The organism is Streptomyces sp. S186, from assembly GCF_051603415.1.
Classification (GTDB): domain Bacteria; phylum Actinomycetota; class Actinomycetes; order Streptomycetales; family Streptomycetaceae; genus Streptomyces.
Genome location: NZ_CP193932.1, coordinates 930,339 through 952,702 on the forward strand (window position 1 = coordinate 930,339; position 22,364 = coordinate 952,702).

At 73.7% G+C, this 22,364-nt stretch carries 21 protein-coding genes; 11 read left to right on the plus strand and 10 right to left on the minus strand.

All coding sequences use genetic code 11. The features are described from left to right. Positions 1-122: 122 nt before the first annotated feature. Positions 123-1,496: an FAD-dependent oxidoreductase gene (locus ACRAS8_RS04150; protein WP_438484397.1), complete on the plus strand. Its 1,374-nt coding sequence runs from the start codon at positions 123-125 to the stop codon at positions 1,494-1,496. A gap of 45 nt (positions 1,497-1,541) precedes the next feature. Here the strand turns inward: ACRAS8_RS04150 and ACRAS8_RS04155 are convergent, their stop codons facing one another. Continuing rightward, positions 1,542-1,913, minus strand: a complete 372-nt coding sequence (locus ACRAS8_RS04155; RefSeq protein ID WP_438484398.1) for an ArsR/SmtB family transcription factor — start codon at positions 1,911-1,913, stop codon at positions 1,542-1,544. A gap of 208 nt (positions 1,914-2,121) precedes the next feature. Here ACRAS8_RS04155 and ACRAS8_RS04160 point away from each other — a divergent pair, with 208 nt between their 5' ends. The 6 genes from ACRAS8_RS04160 (at position 2,122) to ACRAS8_RS04185 (ending at position 8,251) form a co-directional block, all read left to right on the plus strand. Continuing rightward, positions 2,122-3,225, plus strand: coding sequence for an NADH:flavin oxidoreductase/NADH oxidase (locus ACRAS8_RS04160; RefSeq protein ID WP_438484399.1), 1,104 nt, complete (start codon positions 2,122-2,124; stop codon positions 3,223-3,225). Positions 3,226-3,316: 91 nt separating this feature from the next. Next, positions 3,317-4,402: a WD40/YVTN/BNR-like repeat-containing protein gene (locus tag ACRAS8_RS04165; protein ID WP_438484400.1), complete on the plus strand. Its 1,086-nt coding sequence runs from the start codon at positions 3,317-3,319 to the stop codon at positions 4,400-4,402. A 55-nt stretch (positions 4,403-4,457) separates the two neighbouring features. Further along, complete coding sequence (locus tag ACRAS8_RS04170) at positions 4,458-5,135, plus strand: uracil-DNA glycosylase (protein WP_438484401.1); 678 nt, start codon at positions 4,458-4,460, stop codon at positions 5,133-5,135. Positions 5,136-5,175: 40 nt separating this feature from the next. Continuing rightward, positions 5,176-6,207 carry a phospholipid scramblase-related protein gene (locus ACRAS8_RS04175; RefSeq protein ID WP_438484402.1) on the plus strand — a complete coding sequence of 344 codons (1,032 nt, stop codon included), beginning with the start codon at positions 5,176-5,178 and terminating at the stop codon, positions 6,205-6,207. Continuing rightward, entirely contained in the window at positions 6,200-7,240 is a 1,041-nt protein-coding gene (locus tag ACRAS8_RS04180; RefSeq protein WP_438484403.1) for an N-acetylglucosamine kinase, read from the plus strand. Before ACRAS8_RS04175 ends, ACRAS8_RS04180 begins: the two co-directional genes overlap by 8 nt. 72 nt (positions 7,241-7,312) lie before the next feature. Further along, entirely contained in the window at positions 7,313-8,251 is a 939-nt protein-coding gene (locus tag ACRAS8_RS04185; protein WP_438484404.1) for a hypothetical protein, read from the plus strand. Positions 8,252-8,593: 342 nt separating this feature from the next. Here ACRAS8_RS04185 and ACRAS8_RS04190 read toward each other — a convergent pair whose 3' ends face one another. The 3 genes from ACRAS8_RS04190 to ACRAS8_RS04200 form a co-directional block, all read right to left on the minus strand. Then, complete coding sequence (locus tag ACRAS8_RS04190; protein ID WP_438484405.1) at positions 8,594-9,685, minus strand: lactonase family protein; 1,092 nt, start codon at positions 9,683-9,685, stop codon at positions 8,594-8,596. A 191-nt stretch (positions 9,686-9,876) separates the two neighbouring features. Further along, entirely contained in the window at positions 9,877-11,379 is a 1,503-nt protein-coding gene (locus ACRAS8_RS04195; RefSeq protein WP_438490339.1) for an FUSC family protein, read from the minus strand. A 236-nt stretch (positions 11,380-11,615) separates the two neighbouring features. Next, positions 11,616-12,143 carry a GNAT family N-acetyltransferase gene (locus ACRAS8_RS04200; protein WP_438484406.1) on the minus strand — a complete coding sequence of 176 codons (528 nt, stop codon included), beginning with the start codon at positions 12,141-12,143 and terminating at the stop codon, positions 11,616-11,618. 237 nt (positions 12,144-12,380) lie between these two features. On the opposite strand from ACRAS8_RS04200, the gene ACRAS8_RS04205 reads away from it, so the two are divergent. Next, positions 12,381-14,705 (plus strand): glycoside hydrolase family 3 N-terminal domain-containing protein, encoded by a 2,325-nt coding sequence (locus ACRAS8_RS04205; RefSeq protein ID WP_438484407.1) that lies wholly within the window; start codon positions 12,381-12,383, stop codon positions 14,703-14,705. Between the two features lie 12 nt (positions 14,706-14,717). Here the strand turns inward: ACRAS8_RS04205 and ACRAS8_RS04210 are convergent, their stop codons facing one another. After that, a complete protein-coding gene (locus tag ACRAS8_RS04210; protein ID WP_438484408.1) occupies positions 14,718-15,245 on the minus strand; it encodes a DUF6624 domain-containing protein in 528 nt (175 codons plus the stop codon). A 200-nt stretch (positions 15,246-15,445) separates the two neighbouring features. Between ACRAS8_RS04210 and ACRAS8_RS04215 the strand changes: the two genes are divergently transcribed. Next, positions 15,446-15,934: an Lrp/AsnC family transcriptional regulator gene (locus ACRAS8_RS04215; RefSeq protein WP_438484409.1), complete on the plus strand. Its 489-nt coding sequence runs from the start codon at positions 15,446-15,448 to the stop codon at positions 15,932-15,934. Between the two features lie 355 nt (positions 15,935-16,289). Here the strand turns inward: ACRAS8_RS04215 and ACRAS8_RS04220 are convergent, their stop codons facing one another. Beyond that, positions 16,290-17,375, minus strand: a complete 1,086-nt coding sequence (locus ACRAS8_RS04220) for a sugar ABC transporter substrate-binding protein (RefSeq protein WP_438484410.1) — start codon at positions 17,373-17,375, stop codon at positions 16,290-16,292. Positions 17,376-17,646: 271 nt separating this feature from the next. Between ACRAS8_RS04220 and ACRAS8_RS04225 the strand changes: the two genes are divergently transcribed. Next, positions 17,647-18,534, plus strand: a complete 888-nt coding sequence (locus ACRAS8_RS04225) for a phenylalanine 4-monooxygenase (protein ID WP_438484411.1) — start codon at positions 17,647-17,649, stop codon at positions 18,532-18,534. Between the two features lie 238 nt (positions 18,535-18,772). On the opposite strand, the gene ACRAS8_RS04230 is transcribed toward ACRAS8_RS04225, so the two are convergent. From ACRAS8_RS04230 to ACRAS8_RS04240, 3 genes are all read right to left on the minus strand, one after another. Further along, positions 18,773-19,057, minus strand: coding sequence for a hypothetical protein (locus tag ACRAS8_RS04230; RefSeq protein WP_438484412.1), 285 nt, complete (start codon positions 19,055-19,057; stop codon positions 18,773-18,775). A 126-nt stretch (positions 19,058-19,183) separates the two neighbouring features. Continuing rightward, positions 19,184-19,948: a PP2C family protein-serine/threonine phosphatase gene (locus tag ACRAS8_RS04235; protein WP_438490340.1), complete on the minus strand. Its 765-nt coding sequence runs from the start codon at positions 19,946-19,948 to the stop codon at positions 19,184-19,186. 88 nt (positions 19,949-20,036) lie between these two features. Further along, a complete protein-coding gene (locus ACRAS8_RS04240; protein WP_438484413.1) occupies positions 20,037-21,170 on the minus strand; it encodes a site-2 protease family protein in 1,134 nt (377 codons plus the stop codon). A 255-nt stretch (positions 21,171-21,425) separates the two neighbouring features. On the opposite strand from ACRAS8_RS04240, the gene ACRAS8_RS04245 reads away from it, so the two are divergent. Next, positions 21,426-21,713, plus strand: coding sequence for a hypothetical protein (locus ACRAS8_RS04245; RefSeq protein WP_438484414.1), 288 nt, complete (start codon positions 21,426-21,428; stop codon positions 21,711-21,713). Between the two features lie 134 nt (positions 21,714-21,847). On the opposite strand, the gene ACRAS8_RS04250 is transcribed toward ACRAS8_RS04245, so the two are convergent. Beyond that, the gene (locus ACRAS8_RS04250; RefSeq protein ID WP_438484415.1) at positions 21,848-22,288 is read right to left on the minus strand and encodes an SRPBCC family protein; all 441 of its coding nucleotides are present in this window, start codon (positions 22,286-22,288) and stop codon (positions 21,848-21,850) included. Between the last annotated feature and the right edge of the window lie 76 nt (positions 22,289-22,364).

Here is a 22,364-nt window from a genome sequence, read left to right on the forward strand (position 1 = left end):
CCAGCTCACCCGGCCAAGGGGCGCGGCACGCTCATCGGACCGGGAGCAACCCCGATAGCGCAGCTCTCCCGCCGCACGGCCGCCGGTGCGATCCTGGGGGTACTCCGCGGAAGGGGCCACCCGTGCTTCGTGTCGCTGTGATCGGTTCCGGACCGAGCGGTGTCTACACCGCCCAGACGCTGGTCGGACAGGAGGCCGTCCCGGACATCGAGGTCCATGTCCTGGACCGGCTGCCATGCCCGTACGGGCTGGTGCGGTACGGCGTGGCACCGGACCACGAGAAGATCAAGTCGCTGCAGAACAACCTGCGGACGGTGCTGGAGCACCCCCGGGTGCACTTCCTGGGGAACCTCGAGGTGGGCGAAGCCGGGGTGGGTCTGGCGGAGTTGCGGAAGATCTTCCACGCGGTGGTGTTCTGTGTGGGCGCCGCCACCGACCGTCGGCTGGACATCCCCGGGGAGGGGCTGCCCGGCAGCCACCCGGCCACCGACTTCGTCGCCTGGTACAGCGCGCACCCGGACGCGGCGGCCGACGGCTTCGCGCTCACGGCCCGTTCGGCGGTGGTGATCGGGGTGGGGAACGTCGCGGTGGACGTGGCCCGGATGCTGTCCCGGGGGGCCGCCGAGCTGGCCGCCACCGACATGCCGCAGGGGGCGCTGGGGGCGATGGCCGACAGCCTGGTCGAGGACGTGTGGATGGTGGGGCGGCGGGGCCCCTCGCAGGCCAAGTTCACCACCAAGGAGCTGCGGGAGCTGGGCGCGCTGCCCGGTACGCGGGTGCTGGTCCGGCCGGAGGAACTGGCGCTGGATCCGGGGTACCGCGACCCGAGCGCGCTGCCCGCCCCGGCGCGGCGGAACATCGAGGTGCTGCACGACTGGGCCGAGCGGCCGGTGGCCAGGGCGCCGGGGGTGGGCCGGCTGCGCCGGATCCATCTGCGGTTCTTCCTGCGGCCGGTGGAGATCCTCGGCGATCCGGTGGCCGGGGTGCGGGCGGTGCGGTTCGAGCGGACCGTTCCCGACGGGCGCGGCGGGGTCACGGGGACCGGCGAACACGAGGAGATCGAGGGGCAGTTGGTGCTGCGGTCGGTGGGCTACCGGGGACTGCCGCAGCCGGGGCTGCCGTTCGACGAGGCGACCGGGACGGTGCCGCATGCGGCCGGGCGGGTCCTGCGGGACGGGGAGCCGTACCCGGGCGTCTATGTGGCGGGGTGGATCAAGCGCGGCCCCACCGGGGTGATCGGCACCAACCGGCCGTGCGCCAAGGAGACCGCGACGTCGCTGCTGGCGGACGCGGCGGAGTTGGCGCGGCGGCCGGTGGCGGCGGATCCGGTGGCGGCGCTGGAGCGGGCCGGGGCGCGGCCGGTGCCGTGGCGGGGCTGGCTGGCCATCGAGGCGGCGGAGGCGGAGCGGGGCCGCAGTCTGGGCCGCGGGACGGTCAAGCTGGCCGATTGGGAGGGGCTGCTGCGCGCGGCACGGTCGGCGATGGCGGGGCGCTGAGCCGCGGTGCCCGCCGGGCCCGTGCCGCCGCCGGTGCGGGCCCGTTCACCGTTCGCCGAGGCGGCGTTCCTGGAGGCCGGCCGCGCGGAGGACGCCGTCGATCAGGCCGGGGAACAGCTCGTCGAGGTCGGCGCGGCGCAGGCCGTTCATCTTGGCGGTGCCGCGGTAGAACTGCTGGATCACGCCGTGCTCGCGGAGCACCCGGAAGTGGTGCGTACAGGTCGACTTGCTGACCGGGAGTTCGATGTCCGCGCAGTTCAGCTCGCCCTCGGCGGCGGCCAGGGCGCAGACGATCCGCAGCCGCATCGGGTCGGCGAGGGCGTGGAGCACCTGGGCGAGCCGGATGTCCGCGCGCTCCGGATGCGGCAGCGACCGGGCGCCCGAGGCGGCCCCGGCGACGGGGGTTTCGGTCGTCATGACGGCTCCTGACCTGCGGATCTGTTGACCGGCGGCTGGCCGGCGGCGCGCTCGCGCGGGGCGTTCCCGGTGGTCGCTGCGGCCTCCGAGGTCCCCATTGTACGAGAACCATCGTAGTTTGACATCCGCCGTAATACGATGCCTATCGTAGAAGCGTGGGGTCGCCGCGACCCCGTCCGTCGTCCTCGTCCAGGTACAGGAGCCTGCCGTGAGCGCACTCTTCGAACCCCTCCGCCTTCGGTCGCTGACCGTCCCCAACCGCCTGTGGATGGCGCCGATGTGCCAGTACAGCGCCGCCCCCGAGGGGCCGGCCGAGGGCGCCCCCGGCGACTGGCACTTTCAGCATCTGGCGGCGCGGGCCGCGGGCGGCACCGGCCTGATCCTCACCGAGGCGACCGCGGTCGCCCCCGAGGGCCGGATCTCCCCCTACGACCTGGGACTGTGGAACGACACCCAGACCGCGGCGTTCCGCCGGATCACCGACGCGATCAAGGCCCAGAACAGCGTCCCCGGCATCCAGATCGCACACGCCGGGCGCAAGGCGTCCACCGAGCGGACCTGGGTGGACCGCGGCCGCGCGCTGCGCCCCGAGGAGCGGTACGGCTGGCGGCCGGTCGGCCCGAGTCCGCTGGCCTTCGACGAGACGTCCACCACCCCCGAGGAGCTGTCGACGGCGCAGATCGCCGAGCTGGTCGGGAAGTTCGCGGAGACCGCGCGCCGGGCGCTCGCCGCCGGCTTCCAGGTGGCCGAGATCCACGGTGCGCACGGCTACCTGATCAACCAGTTCCTCTCCCCGTACAGCAACCGGCGCACCGACGCCTACGGCGGTTCGTACGAGAACCGGACCCGTCTGCCCCTGGAGATCGTCGACGCGGTGCGCGCGGTGTGGCCCGAGGACCTGCCGGTGTTCTTCCGGATCTCGGCGACCGACTGGCTCAGCGAGGACGACGGCGACGACCGCGAGGGCTGGACCGCCGACGACACCGTGCGGTTCGCCCGCGACCTCAAGGAGCACGGCGTCGACCTGCTGGACACCTCCACCGGCGGCAACGCCCCGAACGCCAGGATCGCGGTGGGGCCGGGCTACCAGGTGCCGTTCGCCGAGCGCGTCAAGAAGGAGGCCGGCCTCGCGGTGGGCGCCGTCGGGCTGATCACCGAGGCCCGGCAGGCCGAGAAGATCGTCGCGGACGGCCAGGCCGACGCGGTGCTGCTCGGCCGCGAGCTGCTGCGCTCGCCGAGCTTCGCCCAGCACGCCGCCCGCGAACTCGGCGCCGCCGTGCATATCCCGCAGCAGTACCACCGGGCCGTCTGACCAGCGCGGACACCGACCGGGACGCCGTTGTCAGTGGCCGGGTGCACACTGGCAACCATCTGAGACAACGGCGTCCCGGAGGTGTTCCGGCATGACAGACGTAATCCTCGCGGTGGGCACCCGCAAAGGGCTGTTCATCGGCCGCCGGCGGCGCGGGGCCTGGCGGTTGAGCGGACCGCACTTCCCCGCCCAGGCGGTCTACTCCCTCGCGATCGACACCCGCGGCGCGCGGCCCAGACTCCTGGCCGGAGCCGACAGCGCGCACTGGGGCCCGTCGGTCTTCCACTCCGACGACCTGGGCGAGACGTGGCAGGAGCCGGCCCGTCCGGCCGTGAAGTACCCCGAGGACACCGGGACTTCACTGGAGCGGGTGTGGCAGCTGCACCCGGCGGGACCGGCGGCGCCCGAGGTGGTCTATGCCGGCACCGAGCCCGGCGGGCTGTTCCGCTCCGAGGACCGCGGCGAGACCTTCGAGCTGGTCCGGGCGCTGTGGGAGCATCCGAGCCGCGAGCGGTGGGTGCCGGGCGGCGGCGGCCTGGCCGTCCACACCGTCGTCACCGACCCCCGGGACGCCGCCGCGGTGACGGTCGCGGTCTCCGCCGCCGGCGTGTTCCGCAGCCGCGACGGCGGCGCCAGCTGGGCGCCGTCCAACTCCGGCGTCAAGGCGGTCTTCCTGCCCGACCAGCACCCCGAGTTCGGCCAGTGCGTCCACAAGATCGCGCCGGACCCGGTCGACCACGACCGGCTCTACCTCCAGAACCACTGGGGCGTCTACCGCAGCGACGACGCCGGGGCGACCTGGACGGACGTCGGCGGCGGCCTGCCCTCCGACTTCGGCTTCGCGGTGGCCGCCCACCCCCGAAGAGGCGACGTCGCCTACCTCTTCCCGATCACCGCCGACATCGACCGGGTGCCGGCCGGGCACCGCTGCCGCGTCTTCCGCACCTCCGACGCCGGCGCGAGCTGGGAGCCGCTGAGCGCCGGGCTCCCCGAGGAGGACCACTACGGCACGGTGCTGCGGGACGCCCTCTCCGTCGACGACGCCGACCCCGCGGGGGTGTATTTCGGCAACCGCTGCGGCGAGCTCTATGCCAGCGCCGACGACGGCGACAGCTGGCGGCAGCTCGCCTCGCATCTGCCGGACGTGCTGTGCGTGCGGGCGGCGGCGGTGGCCTGAGCGGCGGTTGACCGGGATTTGAGGGGGAGGGCACATCGGCCAGTAGGGTGATCCCGTGGCTGCACGACCTCTCCAAGACATCGTCGAACCAGGCTGGGCCAAGGCACTTGAGCCGGTCGCCGGACAGATCGCCGCGATGGGCGACTTCCTGCGGGCGGAGATCGCCGCGGGCCGGACGTACCTCCCGGCCGGCAGCAATGTGCTGCGCGCCTTCCAACAACCCTTCGACGAGGTGCGGGTGCTCCTCGTCGGACAGGACCCCTACCCCACGCCGGGGCACGCGGTCGGGCTGAGCTTCTCCGTGGCGCCGGACGTCCGGCCGCTGCCCGGGAGCCTGGAGAACATCTTCCGCGAGCTGCACTCCGACCTCGGGCTGCCCCGGCCGTCCAACGGCGACCTCACCCCGTGGACCCAGCAGGGCGTCCTGCTGCTGAACAGAGCGCTGACCACGGCGCCGCGCAAGCCCGCGGCGCACCGCGGCAAGGGCTGGGAGCAGGTCACCGAGCAGGCCATCCGGGCGCTGGTGGCGCGCGGCGGCCCGCTGGTGGCGGTGCTGTGGGGGCGAGACGCGCGCAATCTGCGACCGCTGCTGGGCGGGATGCCGGCCGTGGAGTCCGCGCACCCGTCCCCGATGTCCGCCGACCGCGGTTTCTTCGGCTCGCGGCCGTTCAGCCGGGTCAACGACCTCCTCGTCCAGCAGGGCGCCCAGCCGGTGGACTGGCGGCTGCCCTGACCCCGGCCGTGCTCCGCGGCCGGACGATAGTGTTCCGCACATGACGAATGCGAACATCCCTGCGGGCTGGTACGCCGATCCGCAGGGCACCCCCCATCAGCTCCGCTGGTGGGACGGTTCCCAGTGGACGGGGCACACCCACCCGGGTCAGCAGGCGCAGCCGCCGGAGCAGGCCGGTCCGCCGGGCGCCCCGCACGCCGCGCAGCCCGCACCCCAGCAGGCACCTCAGTCTCAGGCACCTCAGCCGCAGGCGCAGCCGTACGCGCAGCAGCCGGCCCAGGCCCCGTACGGGCAGCAGCCCGGCGGCGTCCCCTATGGCCAGCAGGGCGGCCACCCCCAGCAGATGCCGGGGCAGCAGCCGGGCCAGCCGGTTCCGTACTCGGCCGAGGCGCACCACCAGGCACAGCAGCAGGCCGGCGTGCAGCGCCAGGTGCAGCAGCGGGCCGGGGTGGCTCCCACCGGGCCGGGCGGCGGCACGCTCTTCACCGAGCCCGTGCTGGTGGTCAACCAGAAGGCCAAGCTCATCGAGGTGAGCAACGAGTACGCGGTCTACGACCAGAACGGCAACACCCTCGGTTCGGTCGTCGAGGTCGGCCAGAGCACCGCGCGGAAGGTGTTCCGGGTGGTCTCCAGCCTGGACCAGTACATGACCCACAAGCTGGAGATCCGGGACGCCTACGGGCAGCCGCAGTTGGTGCTGACCCGGCCCGCGAAGCTCATCAAGTCCAAGGTGCTGGTGGCGCGTCCGGACGGCCGGCCGGTCGGCGAGATCGTCCAGCAGAACGCCATCGGGAAGATCAACTTCGCGATGACGGCCGACGGCCGGCAGGTCGGCGCCATCAAGGCGGAGAACTGGCGCGCCTGGAACTTCGCGATCGTCGACCACACCGAGACCGAGATCGCCCGGATCACCAAGACCTGGGAGGGCCTGGCCAAGACGATGTTCACCACCGCGGACAACTACGTCCTGCAGATCCACCGGCAGCTGCCCGACCCGCTGTCGAGCCTGGTCGTGGCCACCGCGCTGACCGTCGACACCGCCCTCAAGCAGGACTCCCGCGGCCTTGGCTGAGTCCGCTGGGGCACGCGCCGGGGACCACGTCCTGGGGGTGGACTCGGGCGGGTCCGGGCTGCGGATCGCGGTGGCCCGGGTGGGCACCGGCGGCGAACCGCCCCAGCCGGTGGCCACGTTCGCCTCGCGCGAGCCGGTCCGCACCGGCCCGGCCGGCCTCGACGCGGACCATATGCTCGCCCAACTCCTTCCCGCCGGCGCCGCGTTGGCGCGGCAGGCGGGGGCGGACCGGTTCGCCGCGGTGTGCGTCGGCGCCGCCGGCATGGGCACCCTCGGCGACGCGCTGCGCGCCCGGTTGCCCGAGGCGCTGGCCACCGCCTTCGGGGTCCGCCGCCTGGCACTCGCCGCCGACGCGGTGACCGCCTACGCCGGGGCGCTCGGCCAGCGGCCCGGTGCCGTGGTCGCCGCCGGCACCGGACTGGTCGCCCTGGGCACCGACCTGACGCCGGCCGGCGGCTGGCGCCGGGCCGACGGCTGGGGGCATCTGCTCGGCGACTGCGGCAGCGGCGCCTGGATCGGGCGGGCCGGGCTGGAGGCGGCGCTGCGCGCCCACGACGGCCGCCCCGGTGGTTCACCGGCACTGCTGGCCCGGGCGGAGGCGGTGTTCGGCCCGGTCACCAGGCTGCCCGCCGCGCTCTATCCGAGGCCCGACCGGCCCGCCGTACTGGCCTCGTTCGCCCCCGAGGTGGCGCGCTGCGCGGACGGGGACACGGTCGCCGCCGGGATCCTGGCGGACGCCGCGCGCCATGTCGCCGACTCCGCCGCCGCGGTCTGTCCGCCCGGTCCCGGGGCCGCGGTCGCGCTCACCGGCGGCCTGCTCGCCCTGGGCGCACCGCTGCTGTCCCCGCTCCGCGCCGCGCTCGCCGAACGGCTGCCCGGCGCGCGTCCGATCGAGGCGTCCGCAAGCCCGCTCGACGGCGCGCTGGCGCTCGCGGCGGCACTGGCCACGGACCGCCTGGCACTGCCCGTCGACGGCAAGTTGTTGCAGATCACAGGGCATGCGGCGGCCGCGCCGCCACGACGCGCGGGATAAAACGGGACGGATACCTCGTGGCAGAACCCTCCCTCGGCGGCCGGGCGCGACGAGGCGTTAGCATGCGGCGCCATGAGTTCCCCCACTGGGCCCGCACCTGGCTCGCCCCGCATTGACGCCGCAGCCCCCGGCCTGCCCGTTCGCACGCCGCGCACCCGGCCCTCCGGCCGCCACCGCAAGCCGGAGCCGCTCGCCGCACCCGAGGGCGCACCCGCCCTGGTCCTGGCCGTGCCCGGCACCCCGTCCGCCACCTCGCGCAGCCTGGCTGAGGAGGTCTCCAGCATCGCCCGCTCCGAGCTGCCCGGCCTCGACGCGCGGATCGGCTACGTCGACGGCGGCGACGAGGAGTTCCCGTCCCTGGAGGCGGTCCTGGCCGCGGCCGCCGCCGAGCAGAACGCCCGGGCGGCCGAGACCGGTCAGCCCGACCCCGGCCCGGCCGCGGTCGTCGTCCCGCTGCTGGCCGGCCCGGACAGCGCGCTGCTGCGCCGGATACGCCAGGCCGTCCTGAACAGCGCCTCCGGGGCCGAACTGACCGACGTCCTGGGCCCGCACCCGCTGCTGGCCGAGGCGCTGCACGTCCGGCTGTCCGAGGCCGGGCTGGCCCGCGCCGACCGGGCCCGGCTGTTCACCGTCGCCACCGCGGCGGACGGCATCATCCTCGCCACCGTCGGCGGCGAGGAGGCGGTGCAGGCCGCCGGGATCACCGGCATGCTGCTCTCCGCCCGGCTGGCGGTGCCGGTACTGGCCGCCGGCCTGGACGAGGAGGGCGCGATCGCCCGCACCGCGGAGCAGCTGCGCGCGTCCGGCTCGCAGCAGCTGGCGCTGGCCCCGTACCTGATCGGTCCGGAACTCGCCGACGGCCTGCTGGGGGCGGCCGCGGAGGAGGCGGGCTGCGCCTCGGCCGAGGCGCTGGGCGCGTACGGCGCGGTGGGCCGGCTGGTCCTGTCGAACTACGCGGCGACGGTGGGGATCACCCTGCCGGGCCAGGGCCTGGGGGCGCCCGTCCGGTAGGCCCGCGCGGCACCGGCGGCACGACCGGAGCCGCATTCCGTTCACCGAGGGCCGTCCCGCGCCGCACGCGGGGCGGCCCTCCGCGCTGCCCGGCGCCTCCCCCTCCCCCGTCCGCACCCCGCCGAGCGGCATGAACGCCCGTCAGGCGGCTCGTGAAGGCGGAAGGGACCCCGGGGGCCCGGCGAGGCCGGCGAGCCCCCGAGCGGGGCGCTCCGCCGGCCGTTCGTGCGCCCTGCGGCGCATCCCCCGGGAGGCGTTCCTGGAGGTCCGCTTCCCGACCGCGGACCGAGGTGTACTTCGGTGGGCGCTTCCCCAAGGAGTGGCCGCCCGCCGGGCGGTCCGTCAGGCGAAGACCACGCACGAGGCGGCCGGCGCCGGGACCGAGCCGCCGCGGACGGGGACGCCGGTCTCCGGGTCGAGGGTGAACCACGTGACGTCGCCGGAGCGTTCGTTGGCGGCGTAGAGGTGCCGCCCGTCGGGGTGCAGGGCGAGGTCGCGGGGCCAGTGGCCGCCGCACGGCACGGTCGTGACGAGTGCGGCGGTCCCGGCCGCGGCGTCCAGGGAGAGCACCGCGACGCTGTCGTGGCCGCGGTTGGCGGCCCAGGCGAACCGGCCGTCGTGGGAGAGGACCAGCGCGGAGGGGAACATCGGTCCGGTGCGCGCGGCTCCGTCGGGGAGCAGCGGGGTCTCCCCCAGTGGCGTCAGCGTGCCGCGGTCGGCGTCCCACCGGCAGAGGGTGAGGGTCGGGGCGAGTTCGTTGACGACGCAGACGAGGTCGCCGCGCGGGTGGAAGGCGAGATGGCGGGGCCCTCCGCCGGGGCGCAGGCGCGTCTCGTGCCGCACGGTCAGCGTGCCGGTCGCCGGGTCGAGGGTGCAGACCCGGACCGCGTCGGTGCCGAGGTCGACGCTGAGCAGCCACCGGCCGGTGGGGTCGGGCCGCACGCAGTGGGCGTGCGGGCCCTCCTGGCGGTCGGTCCGGGGGCCGCTGCCGTAGTGGGCGAGGACCCGTGCGGGGCCATGGAGTGCGCCGCCGTCCCGTACGGGGAGCGTACTGACGTCGCCGGAGCCGTAGTTGGCGGTGACGAGGTGGCCGGCGGTCAGGGTGAGGTGGGTGGGGTCGGCGCCGCCTACGAGGACCGGCGGTGCGAGCAGGGCGGGGCCCTCGGGGGTGAGGCGGAAGGCGGCGGCCGCGCCGTCGGGGGTCTCGCTGACGGCGTAGAGGAGGCGGCGGCCGGGGTCCGGCACCAGGTAGGAGGGGTTGGGGACGGCGTCCGTGGAGTGCAGCGGGGTCAGTGCCCCGGTATCCGGGTCGACGGCCGCGGTGGTGATGCCGAGGCCACCGGCGGTGGTGAAGGAGCCGAGGTAGGCGCGCGGGCCGTCCCCGCGCGCCGGTCCACCGGTGGTCCGCTCGGCCGCTGGTCCCGTCGTCGCCACTGGTCGCCGCCCTTCGTCCGCCTGTCTGCCGGGCCCGACCGGCCGGGCGCCGCTTCGGCGCGGGGTGTGCCGTCCGGGCGGTGCCCCGCTGTGCGGGCGACGCTAACAGGGCGGGTGGGGGCGGCGCCGGTGAGGGCCGGAAGTGGACGGGGCGGCGGCCGGCGCGCCCGGGCCCACCCGCCCGGCCGGCGTCAGGACGCGGCGAACGGCGCCCGGGGCGAGCTGCGCACCGGGTGCGCCAGTGCGGTCAGCGCGGACTCCAGGCCGTGCAGGTGGGCCAGGGCGCGTTCGGCGCCGGGGTGGTGCGCCGGTGCCGCGGCCGGGCCGTCGAGCGCGGCGCCGGCGTCCGGGCCGGGCGCGAACAGCGTGCCGACCACGGCCGCCACCCGCTGGCAGGCCGCGGCCAGCCGGGCGTCGTGCGAGGCCGCCGGGTCGGCTGCCACCTCGGCCAGGCCCCGCACCTGCGCGGCGCACTCGTCCAGGCAGGCCACGACCTGGCGCGCGCGGGCCTTGCGGTGCCGCAGCGGGTTGAGCGGGTGCAGCAGCGGCACCAGGGACAGCCGCACGCGGGCCAGCAGGAGTTCCAGCTCGGCGACGTGCGGGGCGGGGTCGGCCCCGTCGTCCCCGGCGAGCCGGCGGGCGGCGACCGCGGTGCAGTCCCGTACGCAGTGCACGGCGCGCTGGATCCAGGCGTCGGTCGCGGCGTGTGTGGTGACCGGCAGCACCAGCGCCACCGCCAGCGCGGCGCCCAGTGCGCCGACCGCGGTCTGCTCCAGGCGCAGCGCCAGCAGCCCCGGGTGCAGGACACCGAGCAGGCCGTAGAGCAGCCCGGCCATGACGGTGACGAAGAACATCATCCAGCTGTACGACGGCCCCGCGGCGTAGAAGATCCCGAAGACGCAGACGGCCACCAGCGCGGCCGTGGGGACCGGGGCACCGTGCAGCGGGATCGCGACCAGCAGGCCGATCGCGATGCCGGTGACGGTGCCCAGGACCCGCCGGAAGCCGCGGATCAGGGTCTCGCCACGGGAGGCGGTGTTGACGAAGATCCACCAGGCCGAGACCACCGCCCAGTACCAGCGGTCCTGGGACAGCACCTGGCCGACGGCGAGCGCGAAGCCACAGGCGGCGGTCGCCTGGACGGCCTGCCGGGTGGTGATCCGGGCCAGGCCGCGGCCGGCGGGCGGCGGCACCGCGGCCGGCGGCGGCATCCGGCGCTCGTAGCACCACAGGCCGAAGCGGACCGCCGACGAGGCGAGCAGCCCGAGCGCGAGCGCGCCGCACAGCTCCGGCAGCCGGGCGGGGGTCGCGTGCAGGAACTGCACCATGAAGAACATCATGAACGCGAAGATCCCCAGGGCGTGGCCGCGCGGGCCCCAGCGGCGCGCGTAGACGCCGGCGCCGACGACGGCGAGGAACGCCGCATCGCGCAGCAGGGGGTGTCCGTGGAGCGCGGTCGCCGCGAGCAGCACCGGAAGGCCGGCGGCCGGCAGCAGGGCGGTGGTCACGCCCTGGCCGCGCACCGTGGGGTCGCCGACGGTGAAGAGCGCGAGCAGCGCGGCGAGCCCGCCGGCGATGGCCGCGGGCAGCGACTGGACGACGAGTCCCGCCACCGTCACCGCGGCCCCGACGCCCAGGACGGCCCGGGCGGCGCTGCGCAGCCGCAGCCGTCCGGGATCCGGGGCCACGAACATCCTCTTCAGCACGGCCTCCCCTAAAACCCATGAAAAAGGCGCCGCGGAATCCGCAGCGCCATCGACGGGATCATTTCACCATCAGGCGGTCGACTGGCTCAAGAGAAGACGAAAATACTGGGCCATTGGCCCAGCGCGAAGCGGATTCGGTGCGCCATCAGCGGGCCAACGGTCCAGCCGGGACGGCCTGACCCGACCGCGCCCGCCTGGACAGTGCCCTCCGACCAGCAGTGCCCTCACATGGGCAGGGAGCGCAGCCGCACCGGACCGGACGGCCACCCGGCCCCGTCGCGCAGCGGCGTCCACATCGTCCGCAGCGGCATCACCACCGGCCCGGAGGGCTGCTCGACCCGCACCTCCGCCCGGACCTCCCGCCAGCCGAGCCGCGCGTAGAGGGCGACCAGCGGCGGGCGGCAGAAGAGGAGAGCGTGGTCGGGGCCCATGGTGCGGGCATGGTCCAGCGCGGCCGCCACCACCCGCCGTGCGAGCCCCCGGCCGCGCAGGTCGGACGCCACCGCGACCCCGCCGACGCCGATGACCGAGGTCGCGGTCCCGTCGATCTCGATCGGGAGCCACCGCAGGCCGGCGTGTGCCACCAGGCGGCCGTCGAGCCGGATGCCGAAGTGCTCTTCCTTGGGCAGCCAGGTCAGGCCCACGTCGTCGACGCCGAAGGGGTCGGGCTCGTCGCCGAGGATCTCGGTCATGTGGCCGGGAGTGAAGTCGTCGAGCCGTGCGGCGGTGAGCGGCGTGGGGAGCTTCGTCATGCCGCAATCATGATCCGCCGCACGGTCCCGCGGCCAGCCCGGCCGCCACGGAACCAGGCACGGAACCGGGCACGGAACCGGGCATGGATCCGACGCAGATCCCCTACCGACCCGCGCATGACTCTCGTACCGGCTCGTGCATGACTCTTGACGGTCAACGCCCGCCCACTTACCGTCACTTCCGCTTCTGGCGCCTTGAGAAAACCTTTACCCCGCTTCGGATGAAAAGGTGGAGGCATGGGTGGGCTGCGACGTCGTTCCCTGCTCGCCGCCGCCGGCGGTACCGCGGCGGCCGCCGGTCTGACGCACACCGGAACGCCCCGGGCACAGGCGCACCCCCGCACCGCCGCGACGGAGCCGGCCGAGACGTCGGAGGCCGCGCCGGCGGCCGGAGACCGGCCCGGACCCTACGACCGGCAGGTCGCCGCACTGCTGGCGCGCATGACCCCCGAGGAAAAACTGGGGCAGTTGCAGCAGCTCCCGTGGGCGTACGACACCGGGCCCGGCGGGCCGGGGACCAAAGCGGTCGAAGAGGCCGCCCGCACGGGGCGGTTGGGCTCGGTGCTCAGCATCTTCGGCGCGCGTACCTGCAACCGGCTCCAGCGAATCGCCGTCGAGGAGTCGCGGCTGGGCATCCCGCTGCTGTTCGGGCTCGACGTCATCCACGGCTTCTGGACGACGTTCCCCATCCCGCTGGCGCAGGCCGCCAGCTTCGATCCGCGGGACGCGGCGCGGGACGGGGAAGTGTCGGCGCGGGAGGCCCGGTCCAACGGAGTGCACTGGACCTTCGCGCCGATGATGGACGTGACGCACGAACCGCGCTGGGGCCGGATCGCGGAGGGCAACGGCGAGGACCCGTACCTGACCGCCGCGTTCGCCGCCGCCAAGGTCCGCGGCTACCAGGGGGACCGGCTCACCGGCCCGGACCGGATCGCCGCCTGCGCCAAGCACTTCGTGGCGTACGGGGGCGCCGAGGGCGGCCGCGACTACACCACCGTGGACGTCTCCGAGTTCCGGCTGCGGAACCTGTATCTCCCGCCGTTCCAGGCCGCGGTGGACGCCGGGGTGGCCACGGTGATGGCTTCGTTCAACACCATCGCCGGCGTGCCCGCGCACGCCAATCCCCACACGCTCACCGACGTCCTGAGGCGGGAGTGGGGCTTCGACGGGATGGTGGTGAGCGACTGGAACGGCGTGCGGGAACTCGTCGCGCACGGGGTCGCGGAGGACGACGCGGACGCCGCGCGGCTGGCGCTCGGCGCGGGCGTCGACATGGAGATGACCAGCACCACCCTGGTCACCCACGGCAGGCGGCTCCTCCAGGAGGGGCGGATCAGTGCGCAGCGGCTGGACGAGGCGGTCGCCCGGGTGCTGCGGCTGAAGTGCGCGCTGGGGCTGTTCGCGCACCCGTATACCGACGAGGGGAAGGCGATCGGCGAGCCGTCGGCCGAGGCCAGGGCGGCGGCCCGGGACGCCGCGAGCCGGTCGATGGTGCTGCTGAAGAACGACCGCGGGGTGCTGCCGCTCCGCGCGACGGCCGCCTCGATCGCGGTGGTGGGGCCGTTCGCCGACTCCCCCGACCTGCTGGGGACATGGGTGATGCCGCCCGCCGCCCGGAGGTTCCCGGCCGGCACGGTGCTGGAAGCAGTGCGCCAGGCGGCACCGCGCAGCACCGTGCGGCACGCCCGCGGCGTCGACCCGCAGGACGGTGACACCGGCGGCATCCCGGAGGCCGTCGCGGCGGCCGCCGCCTCCGAGGTGACGGTCGTGGTGGTGGGCGAACCGCCGGCGCTCAGCGGGGAGGCCGCCGCACGCAGCGACATCGGGCTGCCGGGCGCCCAGGAACGGCTGGTCGAGGCGATCGCCGGCACCGGCCGGCCGTTCGCGGTGGTGCTGGTCAACGGCCGCCCGCTGACCCTCGGCGGCTGGCTGGCCCGGACCCCCGCGGTGCTGGTGGCCTGGCACCCCGGCATCGAGGCGGGCCACGCCATCGCCGACGTACTGTTCGGCAGGGCCAACCCGGGCGGCAAGCTGCCCGTGGCGTTCCCCCGCTCGGTCGGCCAGCTCCCGATCCACCACAACCACGAGAACACCGGCCGCCCCTACGACCCGGACGACAAGTACACCTCGAAGTACCTCGACCTCCCGGACGGGCCGGAGTTCCCGTTCGGCCACGGGCTGAGCTATACGACGTTCCGCACCGGCGCGCCCGAGGTGAGCACCGACCGGATCGCGGCGACCGCCCTCCGCCGCGGCGAGACCGTCGAGGTCGCGGCGACCGTCACCAACACCGGCTCCCGGACCGGCGACGAGGTCGTCCAGCTCTACCTCCACGACCGGACCGCCAGCCTCGCACAGCCGGTCCGCCGCCTGCGCGGCTTCCGGCGGGTGACCCTGGCCCCGGGGACGACCCGCACGGTGACGTTCCGTCTGACCGCCGACGACCTCGGCTTCTGGAGCAACGACCCGCACGGCGACTTCCGCCTGGAGCCCGGCACCTTCGACCTCTACGTGGGCACCAGCTCGACCACCGCGACGAAGACGACGCTCAGGGTGTTCTGAGGCGGGCGGTGCTCAGGAGAACTGGGCCACGTAGTCGTCGAAGGGTGGGATGCCCACCTCTGCCCGGCGCCGGTCCATCGATTCCGGGGACTGGCAGGGCCAGGGGGTGGGGGTGCCGTTGCGGACGCCGGCGATCTGGGTGCCGTAGAGCTGTTCGCGGCCGTCGTTGACGCATGTGCGGTCCTGGAGGAAGGCCAGGTCCCGGGGGCTTGCCAGGCCGTCGGCCACGGCGCGTTCGAGCAGGCTCAGGGCGCGGCGCTGGACGTCGAGTTGGCGGTCGGCGTGCTGGGCGATCAGCCAGGCGGCGCGGGCGGCGTCGGCGCCGAAGCGGTCCGCGGTGGGCCAGCCGTGGACGTCGAGGATCTCGGTGAGCCGGTCGGCGTGGCGGGCGGTCAGCCGGCGCCAGGCCAACTGGTCGGCGAAGTCATCGCTGTTGGCGCGGGGGGCGGCCGCGTTGTCCTCGGCGGCCATGGCGACGAGTTCGGCAGCCACCGCGGCGAGCTCGTCGTCGGTGGGGTACGGCTGGGCGTCGTGCGTCATCTGCGTTCCAGGCTTCGTCGGTGACCCCGTGTCGGGTCGGGTGCCTCAACGCTAAAGGCCCGAATCGGCACAAAAGATCGTTCTTGGGTACGGTGACAGGAGGGGCTCGGCGGCTGGATAATGGATGTATCCCCGGAACGCTCCGAGCACTTTCGGCGCACCGCCGACCAACCCGCCGACCGTGAGGAGGCCGTGGGCCGATGTCCGTGGACCCGCTGGACGCGAAGATCCTGCGGCTGCTGCTGGAGCAGCCGCGGACGAGCGTGCGGGAGTACGCCCGGATGCTGGGCGTCGCGCGCGGGACGGTGCAGGCGCGGCTGGACCGCATGGAGCGGGACGGGGTGATCACCGCCTACGGCCCGCGGCTCTCGCCCGCCGCGCTGGACCATCCGCTGCTGGCCTTCGTGCACATCGAGGTGACGCAGGGCCACCTGGAGGAGGTGGCCACCGCACTGGCCGAGGTGCCGGAGATCATCGAGGCGTTCTCGACGACCGGCGGCGGGGACCTGCTGACGCGGGTGGTGGCCCGGGACGCGGCGCATCTGGAGGATGTGATCCAGCGGCTGATCAGCCTGCCGGGGGTGGTGCGCACCCGCACGGAAATGGCGCTGCGCGAGCGGGTGCCACATCGGATGCTGCCACTGGTCGAGGCCGTGGGCGGGGCGGCGGCGGCCGGACAGACGGGCTAGGGCGCTTCTGACGGATCTCCGTGGAGGAAGGAGCGGCGCCTGGTGCACTCCCCTCTCCCCCACGCCTTAAGGGCGCGGGAGGTACCCCCTCGCTCGCTCCGTCTCGGCTCTTTGATCCATCCCTCGGAAGCCGAGCCGATCACAAGGCGCCGGGATGGCTTCATAGCGGAGCCATGGAGACATTTCGGCAACACCGCAAGGGGGTTCCCCCCCCCCGCCGTTCAGGCGTGGGGGAGTGCGTGCAGACGCCGCGACGCCGCGGAGATCCGTCAGAAGCGCCCTTAGGTCCGGCGGGCCGCGGTGGGGGTGGCGCCCGGGGCCGGCCGTGGTGGTGCGGGGCGGCCCCGGGGGCGGCTCACTTGATGCCGAGGGAGGCGCACTCCGCCGCGACGGACGGGGTGCACAGCAGGTCGGTACGGACGGCGCCGTCGCCGACGAGGGTGTCCTTGATGTTCGCCTTGGTGACCATCACGGCGTTGAAGAGCTTGGCGGGGATGCCGGTCCGGCTGGCACTGTCGGCGGTGGTGGAGGTGAGCGAGGTGATGCTCTGCCCCCGCAGCAGACGGAAGGCCAGCTCCGCGGCGGTCTCCGCCTCCGGCCGCACCTGCTTGTAAATGGTGAACGACTGAGTGCCGCTCAACACCCTCTGCAGGGCGGGCAGTTCACCGTCCTGGCCACCGAGCGGAACGTTTTTCGCCCCGGCGGACTTCAGCGCGTCGGCGATACCGCCGGCCATCCCGTCATTTGCCGAGTAGACCGCGTCGACGCCTTGTGCACCACGGGCGTTGAGGAGATCGGTCATCTCCTTCTTCGCGGTGGCCTCGGACCACCCGGGAATGTCCTTCTCATAAACGATCTTGCGCACCTTGCCGTCGAGAGCGGCGTGCGCGCCCTTCTTGAAGGACGGCGCGTTCGGGTCGTCCGGGGAGCCGTTGAACATCGCGATGTCCGCGGTGGCCGCCCGGGAGCCGAGCGCGGCCAGAATTCCCTCGCCCTGGAGCCGGCCGATCTTCTCGTTGTCGTAGGAGACATACGCCTTGACGTCGCCCTCGGCGAGCCGGTCGTAGGCGATGACCTGTACGCCCTGACGTGCGGCGGAGTCCACCCAGTCCTTGGCGGCGCGGGCGTCGACCGGGTCCAGGATGATCACCTTGACGCCCTTCTTCACCAGGGCCTCGAACTGGGTGCGCTGGGTCTCGACGCTGGACTCGGCGTTTCCGTAGTCCACCGTGCATGCGAGGCAGAGCCCGGCGACTCTGCGGGAAATGATGCGGTGGTCGAATTTCTCGTAGCGCGTCGATTTGTTCTCGGGAAGGAGGAGGCCGATGTGGTCCTTCCCTTCGGGCGCGTCCTGATGATCACTTCCGCAGGCCGCCAGAGGAGCGGCGAGGGAAAGCGCCAACACGCTGACGACGACGCGGCGACGTATTGTTGCATTCATCACATTCACTGCGTTCATTGCCTTCATCGGCCTCATGAAAAGTACCTCCACAGGGGCCGCCCTGACTCGGCCCATGAATGGCTGAGTGAACGTCACCGAAGCCCGAATCGTCAAGAAACGAAGTAATAACGATACGGAAGCGGGATCTGCGTTGAGATACCGAAGGGTGCGGCGGGGTGCGGCGGGCGGGCCGATGGCGGCCGCCGGTGCCCCGCGGTACGGCGGGCTACGCCAGGTGAACTTCGCCCCGCGGCGGGGCAGGTTCACAGCCATGAGCACGGCACGGAAGTACACCCCGATCTCCGCGGAGGGGCGGCTGGGGCGCGCCAACGAGCATCCCGGGCGCTGCGACCAGGGCTACCGGCGGCGGCGCGACGCCCTGGCGGCCCGCGCCGAGAACCACCAGGTGGGGACGCCGTATCCGGGCGTCGCGTACACCGAGGAGGAGCACCGGACCTGGCGGACGGTGCATCAGGCGCTGGCCCCGGCGCACCAGGCGCACGCCTGCCGGGAGGTGCTGGCGGCGCGGGACGACGCCGAGATCCCCGCCGAGGGGGTTCCGCAGCACACCGACATCACCCCCGGGCTGCGGGCCCGCACCGGGTTCGCGCTCACCCTGGCCGGCGGGGTGGTGCCCAACGAGCGGTTCCTGGGGGCGATGGAGCACGGCTACTTCCATGCGGTGCAGTTCGTACGCCATCCGGCCGTGCCGCTGTACACCCCCGAACCGGATGTCCTGCACGACGTGTTCGGGCACGGGATCCATCTGTCGTCGCCGCGCATCGCGGAGCTGTACCGGGTCATCGGCCGGGCCGCGAACCGGGTGCGGACAGCGGAGGCGCTGGACATTCTGAGCCGGGTCTATTGGTACACCCTCGAATACGGGCTGATGACCGAATCCGGCGTGCCGAAAGCCTTCGGCGCGGCACTTTTGTCGTCGTACGGGGAGATCGCCGCGCAAGATGTCCGAGAAGTGCGCGAACTGGACATGTGCCAGGCAGCCAGCACTCCGTACCGTATTTCCGGCTATCAATCCGTTTTGTTCGCAGCGCGGTCTTTCTCCCATCTTGAGGATGCGATCGGTGCGTTCTGTGCGGAATTCGACGACGACACCGGCGACCGGCTGGGGTTGCCGCCAATGCCCCGCGACCGGTCATAGGCGGACCGGGTCGTCCACGGCTGCACGGCCGGGACGGGTGTGCGGGTGGCGCGCGTGCGCAGGGCGGTGGCGTAACGGCGCTGCGGGAGGACGGCAGCGGTGGTGGCGGGTCCCGCCCGCACCGACGTCGATTTCACCGTCGCGCCCGGCAGTTCAGCGGGGGTGTGCGGGCCGTCCGGCTGCGACGAGGCCACGCTTCGACCCGGCCCGCACCGTCGGCGCGACGCTGCCCCGCCCGCTACGCCTTCACCGCCGGGCCACCGGGCCGGACATCACCGGCCAGGTGGCCGAACTCCTCGACCGGGCCGGGCTGGCCGCCGACTTCGCCGGCCGCTGTCCGCACGAGTTGACCAGGGGCGAACGTCAACGGGTGGCCCTCGCCTGCGCCTTGGCCGCCGAACCGGACGTGCCACCATGCGACGAGAGCACCTCGGCGCTCGCCCCGGACACCGCCGTGGCGGCCATGGACCTGCTGGCAGCGACCAGGACGGACCGCGGCCTGACGCTCGTCGTCATCAGCCATGACACACCGCTAGCCATGACACGCCGCTCACAACCCGGCAGATGGCCGACGCCGCCACGTGCCTGCGACGGCACGCGGGCGCCAGTTCACCGTCCTGGTCTCCGTCGGCGCCCGTGGCCGGGCGCTTCAGCGGGCCGGTTCCGCTTCCTCCTCTCCCTCGACGGCGACCAATGCCAACGTGATGTTGTCCGGTGCACCCGCTTCCAGGGCTGCCTTCCACAGCTCGAAGACGGCCCGCCCGCCGTCGTGTGCCCGCAGCACCCCGGCGATCTCCTCCTCCAGGACCGGGTCGGTCAGTCCGTCGGTGCAGACCACGTACCGCCGGTCCTGGGCGAGGGGCACGGACCGCACATGCGGGGTGATCGCACTGAACCGGGGCGCGCCGCCGATCGCCTGCGTCACCAGCGACGTGGTCCGCTGCCCCTCCCGCAGCGGCGGACTGTCGTCCACGCTCACCTGACGCAGCCCGTCCTCGCCGGCCTCCAGGACGCGGCTGTCGCCGACGTTGAAGACCAGCAGGGCATCGGGCAGGATCACGGTGCCGGCCACCGTGGTGCCCATCGCCGTCAGCGCCCGGTCCCGCTCGGCCGCGGCGTACACCGCGCGGTTGCACCGGATCAGCGCCTGCCGTACCGCGTCCTCGCTGTCCAGCGACGGCCCGAGGGCCGCCAGATGCGCCACGGTCAGCGCGCTGGCCACCTCACCGCCCGGCTGTCCGCCGATGCCGTCGGCGACCGCCACCACCAGGGGACTGCCCACGGGGAACACCAGCGTCTGGGGGTTCTCGGTCACCGTGCCGCACAGCGTCCACGGTCCGGCGACCAGGCTGTCCTCGTTGTGCTCCCGGACCAGGCCGGTGTGGCTGAGCGCCGCCACCGTGATGTACCGCATCGGCGTGTCCATGGCCGTCGCTCCCTCGCGGTCGCTCCCCCGCCGGGCCCGCCGCGACGCATCCCGCCGCGCCCCGGGCCCCGCGGGCTCACCCGGTCCCCGCCCGGCCGCTCAGCGTGTGCCGCTGCATCAGCCGGGAGACGTCCTTCGCGGTGATGATCCCCACCAGATGCCCCGCGTCGACGACCAGGATCCGCATCCCGGTCCGCAGGGACAGCTTGTCCAGCGCCTCGGTCAGCAGATCGTCCGGCGCGGCCACCGCGCACTGGGACAGCGGCGTCGCCACGTCCCGCACACGGAGCTCCTCGCGCTGGGCGAGCGGTATCGACGCGAGCCTGCGGAGCTGCACCACACCGCTCGGCCGGCCCTCGAAATCCAGCAGCGGGACGGTGGAGTGCCCGGTCCGCACCGCCACCTCGTCGATGAAGCGCTGGACCGTCAGCCAGTCCGCCCCGGTCGTCACGGGGCTGGACATCGCATCGGCCGCCCGCACCCCGCGCAACGCAGACTGCAGCGTCGCACGGCGCCGCTCCGACCCGGCGACGACCATGATGAACAGCCCGATCACCGCCAGCCACAGCCCGCCCGCTATGCCGCGCAGCACGGATATCCAGCCGGCGGCCACCAGCAGCCCGCCTATCACCTGCCCGCCCCGGGAGGCCGCCAGATCGGCCCGGTCGCGGTCGCCGGTGCGCCACCACAGCAGCGCCTGCACCACCCGGCCCCCGTCGAGGGGGACGGCCGGCAGCAGATTGAACACACCCAGAAACACATTGGCCCAGCCCAGCCACACCAGGACGACCGCCGGCACCGCACCCAGCGACAGCGCACTGAGCCCGAAGCCGGCCCCGAGTGCCACGCCCCCGATGACCAGGCTGGTCAGCGGCCCGCTGACGGCCACGGCGAAGGCCGCGGACGCGCTCTGCGGCCGCCCCATCCGCGTGATCCCGCCGAGCGCCCACAAGGTCACGTCCTCTACCGAGATCTGCTTGCGCCGCGCGATGGCGGCGTGCGCGGTCTCGTGCAGCAGCAGACTGGCGGTGAGCAGCGCGGCCCCGACGACGCCGGCCACGGCGTAGACCAGGGCCGAACGGCCGGGAGCGATCACCGGCAGCGTCTGCCGTCCGAGGCCGTACGCGAACAGCACCACCAGCAGCGGCACGCTCCAGTGCATGCGCAGCGGCACCCCGACGACATGTCCGATCCGGACCGAGCCGTTCATCAGCGTCTCCCGCCGGTCCTGCCGGTGGTTCCTCCGGGCAGGGCCCCACGCCCCGCACTCCACGGACCGCCCGGCACGGCACTCACCCCCCATTGTCACTCGCCCCCTCTGTTGTCGAACTTCGTCTTCTGGCGAACTCCGTCGTCGCCCCGGCCGGTGCCGCCCCGTCCCCGGAACTAACCTGGAGGTGCGGACGCCCGGCTGTGCGGCCGCCGGCACGGAAACGCACACCGCCCTGGGACGGAGGCGAGGGCCATGGGACGCAGCCATCACTTCCACCTCGATCAGGGTGGCCACTCGATCACCGTGAACGTCGGCCCGGGCCGGGACGGCGAAATAGAGCTCCTGGTCAACGGCAAGGTCGTCGCCTACCAGAAGGAACACAGCACCGGCCTGAACCTCCTCACCGGCGAACTTCCCGACGACCCCGCCCGGCTCTTCCGGGTACTTGTCCGGGAGCCGCGGCTCGTCCCCACCGCACCCCGCTGCACACTCGAACTGGACGGCGTGGAGCGCCCGATGCCCGAACGCTTCCTCGTCTGAGCCCGAGCAGCAGCGCCCCCGGCCGGAGCACCGCCCCGTCCCGGAGCACTGCCCCGTCATCACCGGCCTGGCGTCCGCCTCCTTCCGCTTTCTCCTCCTTCTCCTCCTTCTCGTCCTGCTACGTGTTTCTCCTCCTACTTGGTCCTGCCCTCCGCCTCCACGAGTTGCTTGAACTGCTGGAGATCGGTGCGCACGCCCCGCTCGATCGCGACCGCCTGCGCGAACCCCTGGGGCCCGCCGAAGGTCTCCTTGATCGTGCCCGGGTCGTACTCGAACCGGGCCTGGAGCCGGGTGTGCCCCCGGTCGATGGGCAGCAGCGAGAACGTCCCCGCCAGATCGGGGCCACTCGTGGTCTGCCACGTCATCACGTTCTCCATCTCCCGGTCGACGATCTCCACCTCGAACTCCTGGGTCCGGCCGCCCGCGTCGACGTCCAGGTGCGCCCGCCGTTCACCCTCCGGCCGGGCCTCCCGGACGCCGTTCAGAAAGCGGGGATAGCTCTCCGCACGATGGAGGCAATCCCAGGCCGTTTCGAGGGGAACACCGATGTCGATGTGTTCTTCGAGAGTGCTCATCGGACACCTCACAACCTCTTCACTGCCACCCCCATTACGTCTCCAGGGTCCTCCGCCCAAGGGCCGGAAGCGACCC

Excerpts from the sequence above, each read along its gene's own strand:
- ACRAS8_RS04210 (WP_438484408.1), bottom strand. The coding sequence starts at position 15,245 with ATGACGCACGACGCCCAGCCGTACCCCACCGACGACGAGCTCGCCGCG.
- ACRAS8_RS04195 (WP_438490339.1), bottom strand. The coding sequence starts at position 11,379 with ATGTTCGTGGCCCCGGATCCCGGACGGCTGCGGCTGCGCAGCGCCGCC.
- ACRAS8_RS04185 (WP_438484404.1), top strand. The coding sequence starts at position 7,313 with ATGAGTTCCCCCACTGGGCCCGCACCTGGCTCGCCCCGCATTGACGCC.
- ACRAS8_RS04230 (WP_438484412.1), bottom strand. The coding sequence starts at position 19,057 with ATGGCTGATGACGACGAGCGTCAGGCCGCGGTCCGTCCTGGTCGCTGC.
- ACRAS8_RS04155 (WP_438484398.1), bottom strand. The coding sequence starts at position 1,913 with ATGACGACCGAAACCCCCGTCGCCGGGGCCGCCTCGGGCGCCCGGTCG.
- ACRAS8_RS04235 (WP_438490340.1), bottom strand. The coding sequence starts at position 19,948 with ATGCGGTACATCACGGTGGCGGCGCTCAGCCACACCGGCCTGGTCCGG.
- ACRAS8_RS04200 (WP_438484406.1), bottom strand. The coding sequence starts at position 12,143 with ATGACGAAGCTCCCCACGCCGCTCACCGCCGCACGGCTCGACGACTTC.
- ACRAS8_RS04215 (WP_438484409.1), top strand. The coding sequence starts at position 15,446 with ATGTCCGTGGACCCGCTGGACGCGAAGATCCTGCGGCTGCTGCTGGAG.
- ACRAS8_RS04205 (WP_438484407.1), top strand. The coding sequence starts at position 12,381 with ATGGGTGGGCTGCGACGTCGTTCCCTGCTCGCCGCCGCCGGCGGTACC.
- ACRAS8_RS04245 (WP_438484414.1), top strand. The coding sequence starts at position 21,426 with ATGGGACGCAGCCATCACTTCCACCTCGATCAGGGTGGCCACTCGATC.
- ACRAS8_RS04225 (WP_438484411.1), top strand. The coding sequence starts at position 17,647 with ATGAGCACGGCACGGAAGTACACCCCGATCTCCGCGGAGGGGCGGCTG.
- ACRAS8_RS04250 (WP_438484415.1), bottom strand. The coding sequence starts at position 22,288 with ATGAGCACTCTCGAAGAACACATCGACATCGGTGTTCCCCTCGAAACG.
- ACRAS8_RS04175 (WP_438484402.1), top strand. The coding sequence starts at position 5,176 with ATGACGAATGCGAACATCCCTGCGGGCTGGTACGCCGATCCGCAGGGC.
- ACRAS8_RS04240 (WP_438484413.1), bottom strand. The coding sequence starts at position 21,170 with ATGAACGGCTCGGTCCGGATCGGACATGTCGTCGGGGTGCCGCTGCGC.
- ACRAS8_RS04220 (WP_438484410.1), bottom strand. The coding sequence starts at position 17,375 with ATGAATGCAACAATACGTCGCCGCGTCGTCGTCAGCGTGTTGGCGCTT.
- ACRAS8_RS04165 (WP_438484400.1), top strand. The coding sequence starts at position 3,317 with ATGACAGACGTAATCCTCGCGGTGGGCACCCGCAAAGGGCTGTTCATC.